Raw genomic sequence first — 13,404 nt, forward strand, 5'->3', positions numbered from 1 at the left:
ACTATGTTTTGGTTGATAAAAGATTTTAAAAAGGTAAGTCGTCGTTGTCGCTGGCAGCAGGCTGGTAAGTATTAGCAACTGCATCTGCTGTTTGATAGGCTGCCTGCAAATGCTCTATGCGCCAGGCATCGAGGTTGGTAATGTAGTTGTCAACCCCGTTTTTTGTCCATTTGCTGCCGCGGATATTAAAGTGCACTTTCACACGGTCGCCTATTACAAATTTATCGGGAATAGCTGTTCTGTCTTGCGTACACTGAAATTTAATGTAGCCGGTAAACACCCGGCCATTATTTTCTTCGCTGGTTTCTATCACAAATTCACGCGTCTTAAATGTTTCGGAGCGTTGCATAATGGGATATACAGCAATTAGTTTTCCTTCGGTTTCAAAAGCCATTTTCTCAGTTTTGCTGGCAAATGTAGGTGTTAATACCAAACTGCCGCTTGCAGCAGTTGGTAAAAGAAAATAAAAAAATATTAAATTAATATGTATTGTGTATCAAAATAAAATTATCTCCAAAAAAGTGATAGCAAAAAACCTTGCTGAGCAAAGAACAGAACCTTGAAGTGTGCGACGCGGGGAACGATGATAATAGCACTATAGTTCGCCCCATAACCCTTACGACCATAAAGTTTCTTGCTATCTGCCAAAAAAAGCGGCTGATAACTTTCATTACCAGCCGGTTGCTTTGTATATCAACTATTTATTTTACAGTAGATACTTTATACTCGGTAACGTAGTGGTATGTTTGTCCCGGCTGCAAAATAGAAGTAGGAAAGGCAGGTGTATTGGGTGAATTGGGGAAATGCTGCGTTTCGAGGCAAAAAGCGGTGTGCTGGTTAATGGGCTTGCCTTCATCGGTTTTGATCGAACCATTGAGAAAGTTGCCGGTGTAAAACTGTATGCCTGGCTGTGTAGTATATACCTGCAGTTTGCGGCCGCTGCTGCTGTCGGTTACTTCGGCTGCAAGCGTAAGGCTCGTATCCTTTTTGTTTAATACAAAATTGTGATCGTAGCCGCCGGGTACCTGCGCAATACGCTCGCCAATCTGGTGCGGTGTGGTAAAGTCAAACGGTGTGCCTTTTACGGGTGCTAATTGTCCAGTAGGTATGAGCGTGCTGTCAACCGGTGTGTAACGGTCGGCATCAATCATCAGCCAATCATTCAAAATAGTATTGCTTACATCGCCTGAAAGATTAAAATAACTGTGATTAGTAAGGTTAATCGGCGTAGCTTTATCGGTAGTGGCTTTGTAATCTATGCGTAATGCATTGTCATCGGTAAGCGTGAAGGTAACGGTAGTATTAAGGTTGCCAGGATAACCTTCTTCGTTGTCCTTGCTAAGATAAGAAAGTGACAACTGCGGATTATTTGCCTCCATGCTGCCGGCTGTCCAAACTACTTTATCAAAACCTTTGTTACCGCCATGCAGGTGGTTTTTTCCATCGTTGGTAGCCAAATTATATGTTTCTCCGTTAAGGGCAAACTTACCATTGGCAATACGGTTGCCATAGCGGCCAATAGTTGCACCAAAATAAGGCGGCTTGGCTAAGTAACCGTCTAAATTATTAAAACCTAATACAATGCTTTCTTTTTTGCCGTTTTTATCGGGCGCTACAAACGAGGTAATGGTGCCGCCGTAATCGGAAATGCTTACCTGTACGCCATTGGCATTGGTCAAAGTAAAAAGGTGCACTTGTTTGCCATCGGCAGTGCCCCAGTCTTTTTGGGTAATACCTTTGGTGGCATTAGCAGCAGTTGATTCAGTGGCAGATTCTTCATTCATATATTCATCTTTGGTGGTTTCGTCGGCGGTATTGGTGTGACAGGCAGACAATAACAAAGAGACAAGGAGCGCGGATGCTAAAAGCTTTATGGTTTTCATATAGCGGGATAGTGTTTTTTACATGAGGCGGCAAAATAAGCAAATAATTGAATAGCGTAAGAATAAGTGTATTTTTTGTTTTTATTCCTTTTAGAGGCATAAAGTCACAAGGGACAAAAAGGCACACAAAGCGCAGGATGAAATACTGCGTACAAATTTATCTCTTATTGGCTTTGTCGTTCAACAAATATCAAAACAATTTCCCCTGCTCGCCCGGTCTTCTAAAGCGTGAACAATCCAAATCCCAACGATCGGCATTCAATTTATACAACTTATTGTATTTATGAAACTGCTGTCGTACCAAATCGCTGATGGGACCTTCGCCACGCATGCGCACACCCCAACGACTGTCGTTTACTTTGCCGCCATGCCCGTTTTCTATTAGGTGCCACACTTTATCACCACGGTCAGGAAAATTTTTATACAGCCAGTCGTGAAACAAAATTTTAATAGCACCATTCAGGCGGATAAAAGTATAGGCAGAAAAAGTAGCGCCATGCTCACTTGCTGCCTGCATAATGCGTTGCATCTCGTGCTCATTCAACCCGGGAATCATTGGCCCCAGCATAACACCCATACGCACGCCTGCATCGCTCAACTCTTTTATCACACGCAACCGCTGCTTGCCGGTAGTGGTGCGCGGCTCCATTACGCGCCGCAATTCTTCCTGAAAAGAGGTAATGGAAACCAGTACACTTACTAAATTCTTAGAAGCCATTTGCACCAGCACATCTGCATCGCGCAAAATACCCGCATTTTTAGTAATAATGCCAACGGGCTGATTAAACTCTAAACACACTTCCAGCAGTTGCCGTGTAATGCGGAACTTTCTTTCGGCAGGTTGGTAACAATCGGTGTTGCCGCTTAAACTAATGGGCGTGCATTCCCACTTAGGGTGTAATAAAAACTTACGAAGCAACTCCGGTGCATTTTTCTTTATCAATATTTTTCTCTCAAAATCCAGTCCGGCACTATAGCCCCAGTATTCAAAGGAATTGCGGGCATAGCAATAAATGCAGCCATGTTCGCAGCCCTGGTATGGATTCATGCTGTACATCAGTCCAACATCGGGGCTATCTACTTTATTTACAATACTTTTGGCATATACGTCTATAAACTGTGTTTGCACATCGGGTTCTATCCAGTCATCAATGCCCTCTACGTGCTCACGCACGCGTTCATGAATGATGAATTTGTTGGGCGTGTTAATTTGTGCGCCTCTGCCTTTTTTGTAATCATTGTATTCTTCCGGTGGCTGGTTGTTGTCGTAGTTCATAAGTTGATGGTTGGTTAACTAGCATAATAGAAGGCATTATGCAAATAGGGTAGGGGATGAAAAAACTGCCCGTTTATCCAAACAGACTTCCCTGTACTGCTTCCAGAGGTTCACTTTGAAATTGGAAGTCGGCTACATGTTCATAACGGTTATGATCCACTTTGCGTTTAAGCAGCGTCATCTTATCGGCAATAAAGCGGCCGGTAAACGAACTGTTGCTGTATTCTATCCATGCTTTTTCGTGCTGCCAGGGTGCCAGCTTGCGGGCAATGGTAAGATGTGGTTCCGTTAAAAAGAACGGCTTATCGCCAGGTGCGTATTTGAGTAAAGATTGTGCTTCTCTTAATGTTTTAGATAAATTCATCAAGGGCACTTTACTCGTAACATTTATATATATCGTATGTGAAGGAAAACTGCCAAAATCTTTTAAGTGGATATTAATGGGAGGCTGGGCCTTTGCTATTGTTTTTAAACGGGCAACAATTTTTTCCTCTGCCAACCCGCGCTGCATAAATTGGGAAAGCGTTACGTGTGGTTTTGTACTCCGGGCAAATGGATGACTATAATTTTTTGCAAAGGAATCTTTGATATTTATAATCTTTTCCTTTAGAAAACCTTGTGGCGACAACACAAGCAGATAGATGTAGGTATGGTATGCAGGCATTTGTACTACGCTATTATTTCTAAGGTTTGCTTCGTAAATGGAAGGAAGTATCATAGGTGTTATAATTGGTTTAATAAGTTTGGTATTACTACAAATTTTAGCATAAAACTACTAATATTTTTAGCTAATAAAATTTTGTGGATAAAAATAATTTTGGTTGATGTAATGCAAAGCGTGCAATTTTGCCGCTCATTTGGTTTGGAAGGCTAATGTAAACCTGGGATGTATTGAACCACGAGAGCAAAGGCACAAGTGGTTAATTATATTGAATGCTTAAAGAATTCAATCAAGCGGACTTACTCTTCAAACATTATCCTGTTCCAATTAAAAGGGAAGCCGTGTGAAAATCCGGCGCTATCCCCGTAGCTGTAATTCTGACCCGGTATGTATCGGGCAACTTTTAAGCAACTACACACCACTGTGTCGCCAACGGCGGCATGGGAAGGTAAGCTTAAAAGGCAGATAAGCCAGAAGACCTGCCATGTGTTATCATTCATTTGCTGTGCTTTCGGGTGAAAGGCCAGAGATGTAATAATCGTCTGCTGCAGCGGCGTGTGTACATTTCTGCTTCCTCCATCTCACTTCACGGCGTTAATTTTTAATTGTTTAATCTATTGGAAGATGACCAGTAAATCTATTCTTATTATTACGGCTTTTATTGCTGTATGTTTTTCGTTGCATGCACAGGATTCGTTGTACAATCAGTTGAATGAAGTAGTGGTTACTGCCAACCGCTATGAGCAAAAACAAAATACAACCGGCAAAGTAGTGACTGTTATTAATAAAGAAATAATTGAAAAAAGCAGCGGCAAAACCGTTGCCCAACTCTTAAACGAGCAAGCCGGTGTAGTAATAAATGGTGCGCTCAACAATATGGGCAGCGTGCAAACGGTATATATGCGCGGTGCCTCATCGGGCAGGGCATTGATACTGCTGGACGGCGTTCCGGTAAACGATCCTTCGATGATTAATAATGAGTTCGACCTGAATATGTTTTCGCTGAACGATGTGGAGCGCATAGAAATTTGCAGAGGTGCACAATCTACCTTGTATGGCAGTGATGCTGTTGCCGGTGTGATAAACATTATTACGGTTAAAAAGGATGTTACCAAAGCATTCAATGGTGCAGCTACTGTAAGTGCCGGCAATTACGGCATGTTGAAAGGAAATACACAATTATATGGCAAAGCTGGAAAATTCAATTATACCGTGCGCTATGCAAGACTGCACACCAATGGCTTTTCATCTGCAACAGATACCATTACTACACCGCATAGAAAATTTGATAGTGATGAATATGATGGTGAAAATGTGAATGCACAACTATCCTATCAGGCAACGCCTGCTTTAACTGTAAAAGCATTTGCATTATACAGTAAATATCAGGCAGGTATTGATGCCGGTGTGTTTAGGGATGATGAGGATTATACTATTCACAACAAAAGCTTTACTGGCGGAGCAGGATTTACTTTTAAAAAAAACATATTCAGCATCAACGGCAATTATCAATACAGCGAACTAAACCGGCGTTACCTGAATGACAGTTTAGATAAAACCAACGTTGATTTTGAAAACAATACTTACGGTGGTAAAAACCAGTTTGTAGAGTTGTTTGGCAATGTGGCTTTGGGTAAACATTTTACGCTGGTTGCCGGTGGCGATTACCGTTTTTCTTCTTTCAATAAACTCTATTTTTCAATCAGCGGCTTTGGCCCGTATGCCGATACTTTTCCTTCGAGTTCCATCAACCAAAAATCGGTGTATGCTTCTGTAATCTTTAAAGGAATAGATGACCGATTGAATATTGAATTGGGCGGACGGATTAATAAGCATTCTATCTACGGTACCAATAAAACATACACTTTCAATCCTTCATTTAGTATTACGGATTGGTTCAGAATTTTTGGTAGTATTTCTACCGGCTACAAGGCGCCGGGTATTTACCAGTTGTTTGATCAATTCAGCGGTAATAAAAATTTGCAACCCGAAACCTCAAAGAATTATGAGGCAGGTGTTGCGTTGCAAAAAGAAAAAATAAATGCACGTGCTGTTTTCTTTAACCGCGATATTAATAATGGCATAGATTACAATTATGTTACTTACCAGTATTTCAATTACGTAAGGCAGAAAGTTGATGGCATTGAGCTGGAAATAACAGCAAAGCCTGCAAAAGCAGTAACGCTGAGTGCTAACTATACGTTTATATCGCCGCATGAAACTTCGCAAAACAGAAAGACAAACCTGGACACCGTTACATACAACTATTTGCTAAGGCGTCCGGCGCATGATGTAAACCTTACAGTAGGTGTGCAGCTTGCCAAGCCGTTGTATATTTCTGTGAATGGCAAATATGTAAGCAAGCGGTATGATGTGGGTGGTTATATGCAACCCGATGTAACACTAAAAGGTTATTTTCTGGTAGGTGCTTATGCCGAATATAAACTCTCCTCACAAGTAAAGTTTTTTGCAGATGCCAAAAATCTTTTCAATACCAGATTTTATGATGTCTATGGTTATAATTCCATTCCTTTCTTGTTGAATGCAGGTGTTACGTTTAGCTTTTAAATGAACTTTTTCATAAATTAAAGAGCAGCGGCAGCTTTTAGCGCCGCTGCTTTTCTTAGTCGTACCTTTGCCAAAAGTTGTACATCATGACTTTTCGTTTAGATGAATTTATTACGATCAGTTTTACGCTGTTTGCGGTAATTGATATTGTAGGTTCGGTGCCGCTGCTTATTTCACTGAAAGAAAAAAGCGGTGATATTAATGCCACGCAGGCTACTTTGTTTTCGGGCTTGCTGATGATCGTATTTCTCTTTTTAGGAGAGCAGTTCTTAAACATCCTGGGGCTCGACGTCCGCTCGTTTGCAGTGGGCGGTTCCATCGTCATATTTTTGCTGGGTTTGGAGATGGTGCTGGGGCACGAGATATTTAAAGGCGAAACCAATACAAAAGCCAGTTCGCTGGTGCCCGTAGCTTTTCCTACCATAGCGGGCAGTGGTACACTTACCACTATCATGTCGCTCAAAGCCAATTATAATGAACTGAATATCCTTGCTGGTATTCTGATAAATCTCGTGCTGGTATTTATTGTTTTGCATTTGCTCAACCGTATTCAGCGCCTGTTGGGTGTATCGGGGCTTATTGCCGTGCGCAAGTTCTTTGGTGTGATACTCATCGCCATTGCGGTAAAGATTTTTGGCAGCAACCTGGCCGCTTTTGGTAAGTAAAAGCGTGTATTAATTGGATATTAACCCTGGTACAGAAGCTGTAGTTTGTATATTCCTTCCAAATCAATATTAATTAATTTTGTTTATGTACTGATGGTGTTTTTAAACGTATGATGATAACGAGGGTGCATTATTTTAACCAGGGACTTCAGCCTTGGGAGGCCAAAGTAAAAGGCTACTGGCTTTAGCTAAAGTAAACGCTTTGACTAAAAGCCTTGGTTATATACTTTACAACAGCTGATTAAGGGAATACGCTAACATCACTTTATACATTTGAAAACACTACCCATGTACTTACCATAATGAAAGTGTAAAGAATTATCTCTAAAGACGCACCAGCTTCTCCACTTTACAAAAACACAAAATAATTACAATACCTATGACCATACAACAGGCACAACAGCAAGTAGATGAATGGATTACGACCACCGGTGTACGCTATTTTGGCGAGCTGACGAACCTTGGCATATTAATGGAAGAGGTTGGGGAGTTAAGCCGGCTAATGGTGCGTACTTACGGCGAACAATCGTTTAAAGAGAGCGATAAAAGCAACTCGCTGGATGATGAAATGGCTGATGTACTATGGGTATTGATATGCCTCGCCAACCAAACGGGCGTTGACCTCACCAGTGCACTGCAAAAAAATTTTGAAAAGAAAAATCAACGTGATAGCCACCGGCACAAAGACAATGAAAAACTAAAATAATATGGCATTAAAACTTAAGCTGAAAAATATCTGGACTGCACTTAAAAAGTCAGGCAGCGATATTGGTACGTATAATATTACCAAGCTAAGCGCAGCACTGGCATATTATACGGTATTTGCCCTGGCGCCAATGCTAATTGTACTTACCAGTGTAATCTCCTTTTTTTATGGTCGCGAAGCCACCGAAGGGCAGGTGTACGGGCAAATAAAGACGCTTGTGGGTGCCGAAGCGGCTGCACAAATACAACAAATTATCAAGAATGCAGCGCTTTCACCTTCTTTTACTTTTGCGTCTATAGTGGGGTTGGTCGCATTGGTCTTTTCGGCAACCGGCGTGTTTGCCGAGATTCAAACCTCCATTAACATTATCTGGAATCTTAAAACAAAGCCTAAAAGAAGCGGCATTTTAAAAATGCTGAAAACGAGGCTGCTTAGTTTTTCACTTATTGTAAGCCTTGGTTTTATAGCACTGGTATCGTTGCTGATTAATGCCCTGATAGGATTGCTGATGGACCGGCTACAGCGTTTTTTGCCGCCCGAAGCGGTACATCTTGGCTTTATCATCAACGTTGTTATCACCCTGCTGGCAATCGGTTTTTTATTTGCGATTGTCTTTAAGGTATTGCCCGATGCCAAAATTAAATGGCGGGATGTTTGGGTAGGCGCTTTCGCCACGGCAGTACTATTTATGATTGGTAGGTTTGGCATTGGCTTATACCTCAACAAAAGTGATCCGGGTAGCACGTTTGGTGCTGCAGGCTCTATGATTCTTATATTGTTGTGGGTGTATTACTCTTCTATTATCCTGTACTTTGGCGCTGCTTTTACCCGCAACTATGCGCAAACCATCGGGCGGCATATCTACCCTAATGAGTATGCAGTATATATACAGCAGGTAGAAGTAGAATCCAAAGATTCGTTACAAAATATAAACACTGGTAAGCAGGTACAGGAAGCCGATACTAATGTAACAACCGAGCCTGCACCTGCCAATAAAATACCACGATGAGTTTCGGGATGATTTATTCACTTATGTTTATAACGCTGACAGCGCTTCGAACCCTGTCAGCGTTTTTATACATTTTAAACCGGCCTGTTAATTTATCTTATCTGTTCATCAACAATTGCCTTACCACAGTAAGTTTGCGCCTGTATGCACCACCACTCACTGCGCCGTTATTGGATTAAAACAATTATCTTATTTCTTATAGCCCTTGCCATTAAATTATTTTCATTAAACCATACGTTGGTTGAAGAATTGTACTCAACAGGCGTGTATAATTTTATCAGCAGTGCCTTGCGTATCCTTACCGGCCGGATACCCTTCAGCATTGGCGATATACTATATGCCGTTGCTATTATCTGGATTATTGTAAAAGTGATCCGCCAGCTTGTTGCATTATTCAGGCGGCAGGTTACGAAGAAAAGCTTTATGAGAGGTGTAATTAAAACCCTTAATCTGTTACTCATTATTTACATTATTTTTTATGCTGCCTGGGGGCTTAATTATGATCGCAAAGGCATTGCTGCCCAACTGCAATTGCAGCCCGAAAATGAAACAACACAAGACCTTTCTGCATTGACTGATTCCCTGCTTTTGAAAGTAAATAATATACGCCGCAGTTTAGGCGATACGGTACAATACGAGTCTTATCAAACTGTTTTTAAGCAAAGCATAGCAGCTTATAGCAGCGCGCAGCAGCAATATCCTTTTTTGAAGTACCGGTTCAGCAGCGTTAAATCCTCTTTATATAGTACGTTAGGCAATTATTTAGGATTTTCGGGCTATTATAATCCTTTTAGCGGTGAAGCGCAGGTGTGTACTGAAAATGTACCTGCATTTTTGCTGCCTTACATTACATGCCACGAAATAGCGCACCAGCTTGGTTATGGTACAGAAGACGAAGCCAACTTTACCGGCTATCTTGCTGCAAAGTTTTCACGCGATCAGCGTTTTCAATATTCATTGTATTTCGGTTTATTCAGTTATGCCAATAATACATTATTCCTGTACGATAGTGTTGCGGCAAGAGATAATTACAGGCAGTTGGATACGCTGGTAAGAAAGGATATTGCAGAATACCGGCGTTTTTTACGCCGGTACAAAAATCCTTTGGAGCCGTTGTTTACCACTTTGTATGGCAATTATTTAAAAGCCAATAATCAGCCCGAAGGTATTGAAACATATAACCGTGTGGTTGCATGGCTGATTGCTTATCAAAAGAAATATGGAACATTGTAGTTGAATTGCTATTTGTGTTCATTCATCAAAATCCATTAGCTTCATTGCAGTAATGAATTCATTAAAAAAACACCGGCTCGTGCGCATCACTATTGTGTACTGGTTTTTGCTGGTATATATTGTTGTGGCGTTGATATTCTGGTATATGGAATTGAACCAACAAAACCGGCAGATGTACGAATACCAGCTGGCACAACTGCACAAAGATTCGCCCGATTATAGAAGTGCAGTAGCCGAAATAGAAGCAGCAAAAAACACAAAAACATCGCAGTACATTGGTGAAGGCAGCGTGTTTTTGTTGTTGATATTGGTAGGTGCTGTGTTTGTATATCGCGCCACGCGAAGGCAGTTTATTTTGTCGCGCCAGCAGCAAAATTTTATGATGGCCATTACGCACGAGTTGAAAACGCCTATTGCCGTGGTACGGCTGAATGTAGAAACCCTGCAAAAGCGGCGGTTGGAAGAGGCACAGCAGCAAAAGCTGATTGCTAATACACTGCAGGAAGTAAACCGCCTGAATACGCTTACGAATAATATCCTTGTTGCCTCGCAATTAGAAACCGGTGCCTACCGGCTGAACAAGCAACAAATCAATATCAGCCGTATAGCAACCGAAGCGGTGCGCGATCTTCAAAATCGTTTTCCACAAAGAAGCATGGATGCGACAATTCAGCCCGAGGTGTACATGCAAGGTGAAGATACACTGATGCAATTATTATTAAATAATTTGCTGGATAATGCAGTAAAGTATTCATCCAGGGAAAGCCCTGTAAAACTGTTGTTGAAGAAGGAAAATAGCCATGTAATTATCCAGGTGACTGATGAAGGTATTGGCATTGCTGCAGAAGAAAAGAAGAAAGTATTTGAGAAATTTTATCGTGTGGGTAGCGAAGAAACGCGCACCGCTAAAGGCACCGGATTAGGCTTGTTTTTATCTAAAAAAATAGTGCAGGATTTTAAAGGCACCATCACCATTACCGATAATGTGCCAAAGGGGAGTATATTTACCGTGCGGTTTTAAAACTTTCTGCATCATCATTTTTATTTTAAATTATTCCTTTCGCAAATGATACACAACGACAATAGTAAAGCCAATATTTTATTGGTAGAAGATGAAGAAAACCTTCATGACACCTTAAAGCTAAATTTGGAGTTGGAAGGCTACAGCATTACATCGGCATATACCGGCAACCAGGCTTTAAAGGCTATACAAAATGAATATTTCGATTTAATCATTATGGACATTATGTTGCCAGAGATAGATGGTATTAGCGTTACCGAAAATATACGTGTACAGCAACTGGATGTGCCGGTGCTGATATTAAGTGCCAAAAATACAGGTGCCGATAGAGTATTGGGGTTAAGAAAGGGTGCCGATGATTACATGACCAAACCTTTCAACCTCGAAGAATTGTTGTTGCGTGTTGAAAAACTTATTCAAAAAAATAAAAAGCTTCAAACAAAGGAAACAGTGGGCGATACGTATGAATTTGAAAATAATAAAATAGATTTTAAAGCACAGGAAGCTACAACCTGGGATGGTAAAAAAGTGGATTTAAGCAAAAAGGAAAGTATGCTTTTAAAACTCCTGATTGAAAATAAAAATGAAGTAGTAACACGCGAAAAAATACTACAGGTGGTGTGGGGCTATAACGTATATCCCACCACGCGTACTATTGATAATTTTATTCTTAGCTTCCGCAAATATTTTGAGTCGGATACACGCAATCCAAGGCATTTTCATTCGGTAAGAGGTATGGGGTATAAATATACCGATTGAATAGCAGCCGGATGACACAGATTAAAGCACGGATCTTAGCACGAATTGTTCAAATGCGGATTACACGAAATTTTTTGGATGCGCATTTGAAGGCATAATTAAGTTGTTTCAAGCTGGCTAATAACGGTATCCAGCTGTTCTATTAAAGAAGCCCGTGCATTATCATCTATTACCGGTGAGTATAAATATTGGTTACAGGCTGCATAGATATGCTTTGCCTCCTCAGCCAGTTTAGCATCTTTATTTTCTAATAACAGCAGTACACTTTTTTCTTCTTGCTCGGTAGCAGCCAATGTGTGTTGCAATACAGCCGTAAGCAAGGTTTTAGCATTGGTAAAAAACAGGTAATTATCTTCTGTTTCACTCAAGACTTGCAGTAATAGTTTAAAGTCGGGCTTTTCCGGCACCCCAGAATCTTGCCCGGCTGTTGCCTGTGTGTCTGTCTCTTGCTTTCTTATATCCTGCAAACTTGCGTCCCGAACACTTGCATCCTGTACACCTGCCCCTTGTATTCTTGTTTCTTGTACGCTTTCAACCTGACTCCTTGTTCCTCCCTGCTTAGTTGTACTTTGTTCTCCTGTTCCTTGCTCTCTTATCTCTTTTCTTTTATTACTTATCAGCCATACACTGATAACTACCAAGGCAATACCCGGCACAAACCACAGGTATTTTTTATTACTTACATCATTGGTAATAATGTGTTCATCAAACCTTTTTGCGGGCAATGCATTTACCACATTAATAGTAATAGGTTGTGTGCTGATGGTTTCAAATTGCTGCGAAGTGGTATTGAAAAAAGTAAACTTAACTTCCGGAATTATTTTGGCTCCTTGTTGCGTGCCGATAAAAGGAATAGCGAATGTCTTGTTGCCACGCACCGGAAAGTTCATTTTATTGACGTGCTGGCTATCGTTGCTTTCAAAATGCTCGATGCCTTTTGGCCACCTGATAACAGGCAATCCGATTGCCTCAATATTTCCTTCACCGGCAATGGTTATCTGCAGTAAATCATTTTCACCTTTTGGTACCGTAGTGCTATCTACTTTGGCCGCAATAGTAAACTTGTCGCCGGCAATACCGGAATAATCGGCCGGTTTATCTGCAGGCAACGGCTTTACATGAATGCTGTCTGACCGGCTGCTTACGGCAGCGCTGTAGTTTTGCATCCGGTACGGGTTTTCGGTAGAAGTAAAGCCAACTTCGTTATTGATCACTGCTGGCGGAATGAGTAGTTCACCTTCCTGCAGTGGTGTAAGCTGCACTTTTCTTATCAGCAGCACACGATACATTTTGCCGTTTTCTTTATCCAGGTATTCCGGCTCGTCGGTAGTCATTTCTACCACGCTACAGCCATTAAACGAAGGCTGTTTTACTACTTTGGGCTGGCAATACAATGCGGTGTACAATTGATACACCACCAGTACCGGCTCACCTACAAAGCAGGCTTTCTTGCTGATGGTGGTTTTAATGAAAATCTGACTGCGTATTTTATCCTGCGGGTCTTCGCCGGGTTTAAGTATTGTGTTTTGCAGGTAATCATCCTGGTCTGTATCATCGCCAATCAAGGAGGGCAATTGCGCACGATTATACAATACTGCACAAAGCATTATGCACAACAACAAA

Annotated in this window: 12 protein-coding genes and 1 riboswitch; of the genes, 7 read left to right on the plus strand and 5 right to left on the minus strand. The window is 41.3% G+C overall.

What is annotated here, in order from left to right:
• Positions 1–25: 25 nt before the first annotated feature.
• From FC093_RS07025 to FC093_RS07040, 4 genes are all read right to left on the minus strand, one after another.
• Complete coding sequence (locus FC093_RS07025) at positions 26–394, minus strand: DUF3127 domain-containing protein (protein WP_137261043.1); 369 nt, start codon at positions 392–394, stop codon at positions 26–28.
• Positions 395–701: 307 nt separating this feature from the next.
• Positions 702–1,883: an aldose epimerase family protein gene (locus tag FC093_RS07030; protein WP_137261044.1), complete on the minus strand. Its 1,182-nt coding sequence runs from the start codon at positions 1,881–1,883 to the stop codon at positions 702–704.
• A gap of 190 nt (positions 1,884–2,073) precedes the next feature.
• A complete protein-coding gene (locus FC093_RS07035; RefSeq protein ID WP_137261045.1) occupies positions 2,074–3,159 on the minus strand; it encodes a PA0069 family radical SAM protein in 1,086 nt (361 codons plus the stop codon).
• 73 nt (positions 3,160–3,232) lie between these two features.
• Complete coding sequence (locus FC093_RS07040; RefSeq protein WP_240743230.1) at positions 3,233–3,877, minus strand: 2'-5' RNA ligase family protein; 645 nt, start codon at positions 3,875–3,877, stop codon at positions 3,233–3,235.
• A 244-nt stretch (positions 3,878–4,121) separates the two neighbouring features.
• Positions 4,122–4,321: riboswitch (cobalamin riboswitch) on the plus strand.
• 123 nt (positions 4,322–4,444) lie between these two features.
• Between FC093_RS07040 and FC093_RS07045 the strand changes: the two genes are divergently transcribed.
• The 7 genes from FC093_RS07045 to FC093_RS07075 all read left to right on the plus strand — a co-directional run bounded on the left by FC093_RS07045 (position 4,445) and on the right by FC093_RS07075 (position 11,781).
• On the plus strand, positions 4,445–6,388 hold the full coding sequence (locus FC093_RS07045; protein ID WP_137261046.1) for a TonB-dependent receptor plug domain-containing protein: 1,944 nt from the start codon (positions 4,445–4,447) through the stop codon (positions 6,386–6,388).
• A gap of 86 nt (positions 6,389–6,474) precedes the next feature.
• Positions 6,475–7,053: a MarC family protein gene (locus FC093_RS07050; RefSeq protein WP_137261047.1), complete on the plus strand. Its 579-nt coding sequence runs from the start codon at positions 6,475–6,477 to the stop codon at positions 7,051–7,053.
• A 379-nt stretch (positions 7,054–7,432) separates the two neighbouring features.
• Complete coding sequence (locus FC093_RS07055) at positions 7,433–7,759, plus strand: nucleotide pyrophosphohydrolase (RefSeq protein WP_137261048.1); 327 nt, start codon at positions 7,433–7,435, stop codon at positions 7,757–7,759.
• A gap of 1 nt (position 7,760) precedes the next feature.
• Complete coding sequence (locus FC093_RS07060; protein WP_137261049.1) at positions 7,761–8,768, plus strand: YihY/virulence factor BrkB family protein; 1,008 nt, start codon at positions 7,761–7,763, stop codon at positions 8,766–8,768.
• Between the two features lie 144 nt (positions 8,769–8,912).
• Complete coding sequence (locus tag FC093_RS07065) at positions 8,913–10,001, plus strand: DUF3810 domain-containing protein (RefSeq protein WP_137261050.1); 1,089 nt, start codon at positions 8,913–8,915, stop codon at positions 9,999–10,001.
• Between the two features lie 52 nt (positions 10,002–10,053).
• Complete coding sequence (locus tag FC093_RS07070) at positions 10,054–11,022, plus strand: sensor histidine kinase (RefSeq protein ID WP_137261051.1); 969 nt, start codon at positions 10,054–10,056, stop codon at positions 11,020–11,022.
• A 45-nt stretch (positions 11,023–11,067) separates the two neighbouring features.
• The gene (locus FC093_RS07075) at positions 11,068–11,781 is read left to right on the plus strand and encodes a response regulator transcription factor (protein ID WP_137261052.1); all 714 of its coding nucleotides are present in this window, start codon (positions 11,068–11,070) and stop codon (positions 11,779–11,781) included.
• 98 nt (positions 11,782–11,879) lie between these two features.
• On the opposite strand, the gene FC093_RS07080 is transcribed toward FC093_RS07075, so the two are convergent.
• Positions 11,880–13,388, minus strand: a complete 1,509-nt coding sequence (locus tag FC093_RS07080; protein ID WP_170971016.1) for a BatD family protein — start codon at positions 13,386–13,388, stop codon at positions 11,880–11,882.
• Positions 13,389–13,404 lie beyond the last annotated feature (16 nt).

Source organism: Ilyomonas limi (assembly GCF_005233845.1).
Classification (GTDB): domain Bacteria; phylum Bacteroidota; class Bacteroidia; order Chitinophagales; family Chitinophagaceae; genus Ilyomonas; species Ilyomonas limi.

What these genes read in the sequence shown, in the direction of transcription:
- FC093_RS07025 (WP_137261043.1), bottom strand. Translation starts at nt 394, where the DNA reads ATGGCTTTTGAAACCGAAGGAAAACTAATTGCTGTATATCCCATTATG.
- FC093_RS07030 (WP_137261044.1), bottom strand. Translation starts at nt 1,883, where the DNA reads ATGAAAACCATAAAGCTTTTAGCATCCGCGCTCCTTGTCTCTTTGTTA.
- FC093_RS07035 (WP_137261045.1), bottom strand. Translation starts at nt 3,159, where the DNA reads ATGAACTACGACAACAACCAGCCACCGGAAGAATACAATGATTACAAA.
- FC093_RS07040 (WP_240743230.1), bottom strand. Translation starts at nt 3,877, where the DNA reads ATGATACTTCCTTCCATTTACGAAGCAAACCTTAGAAATAATAGCGTA.
- FC093_RS07045 (WP_137261046.1), top strand. Translation starts at nt 4,445, where the DNA reads ATGACCAGTAAATCTATTCTTATTATTACGGCTTTTATTGCTGTATGT.
- FC093_RS07050 (WP_137261047.1), top strand. Translation starts at nt 6,475, where the DNA reads ATGACTTTTCGTTTAGATGAATTTATTACGATCAGTTTTACGCTGTTT.
- FC093_RS07055 (WP_137261048.1), top strand. Translation starts at nt 7,433, where the DNA reads ATGACCATACAACAGGCACAACAGCAAGTAGATGAATGGATTACGACC.
- FC093_RS07060 (WP_137261049.1), top strand. Translation starts at nt 7,761, where the DNA reads ATGGCATTAAAACTTAAGCTGAAAAATATCTGGACTGCACTTAAAAAG.
- FC093_RS07065 (WP_137261050.1), top strand. Translation starts at nt 8,913, where the DNA reads ATGCACCACCACTCACTGCGCCGTTATTGGATTAAAACAATTATCTTA.
- FC093_RS07070 (WP_137261051.1), top strand. Translation starts at nt 10,054, where the DNA reads ATGAATTCATTAAAAAAACACCGGCTCGTGCGCATCACTATTGTGTAC.
- FC093_RS07075 (WP_137261052.1), top strand. Translation starts at nt 11,068, where the DNA reads ATGATACACAACGACAATAGTAAAGCCAATATTTTATTGGTAGAAGAT.
- FC093_RS07080 (WP_170971016.1), bottom strand. Translation starts at nt 13,388, where the DNA reads ATGCTTTGTGCAGTATTGTATAATCGTGCGCAATTGCCCTCCTTGATT.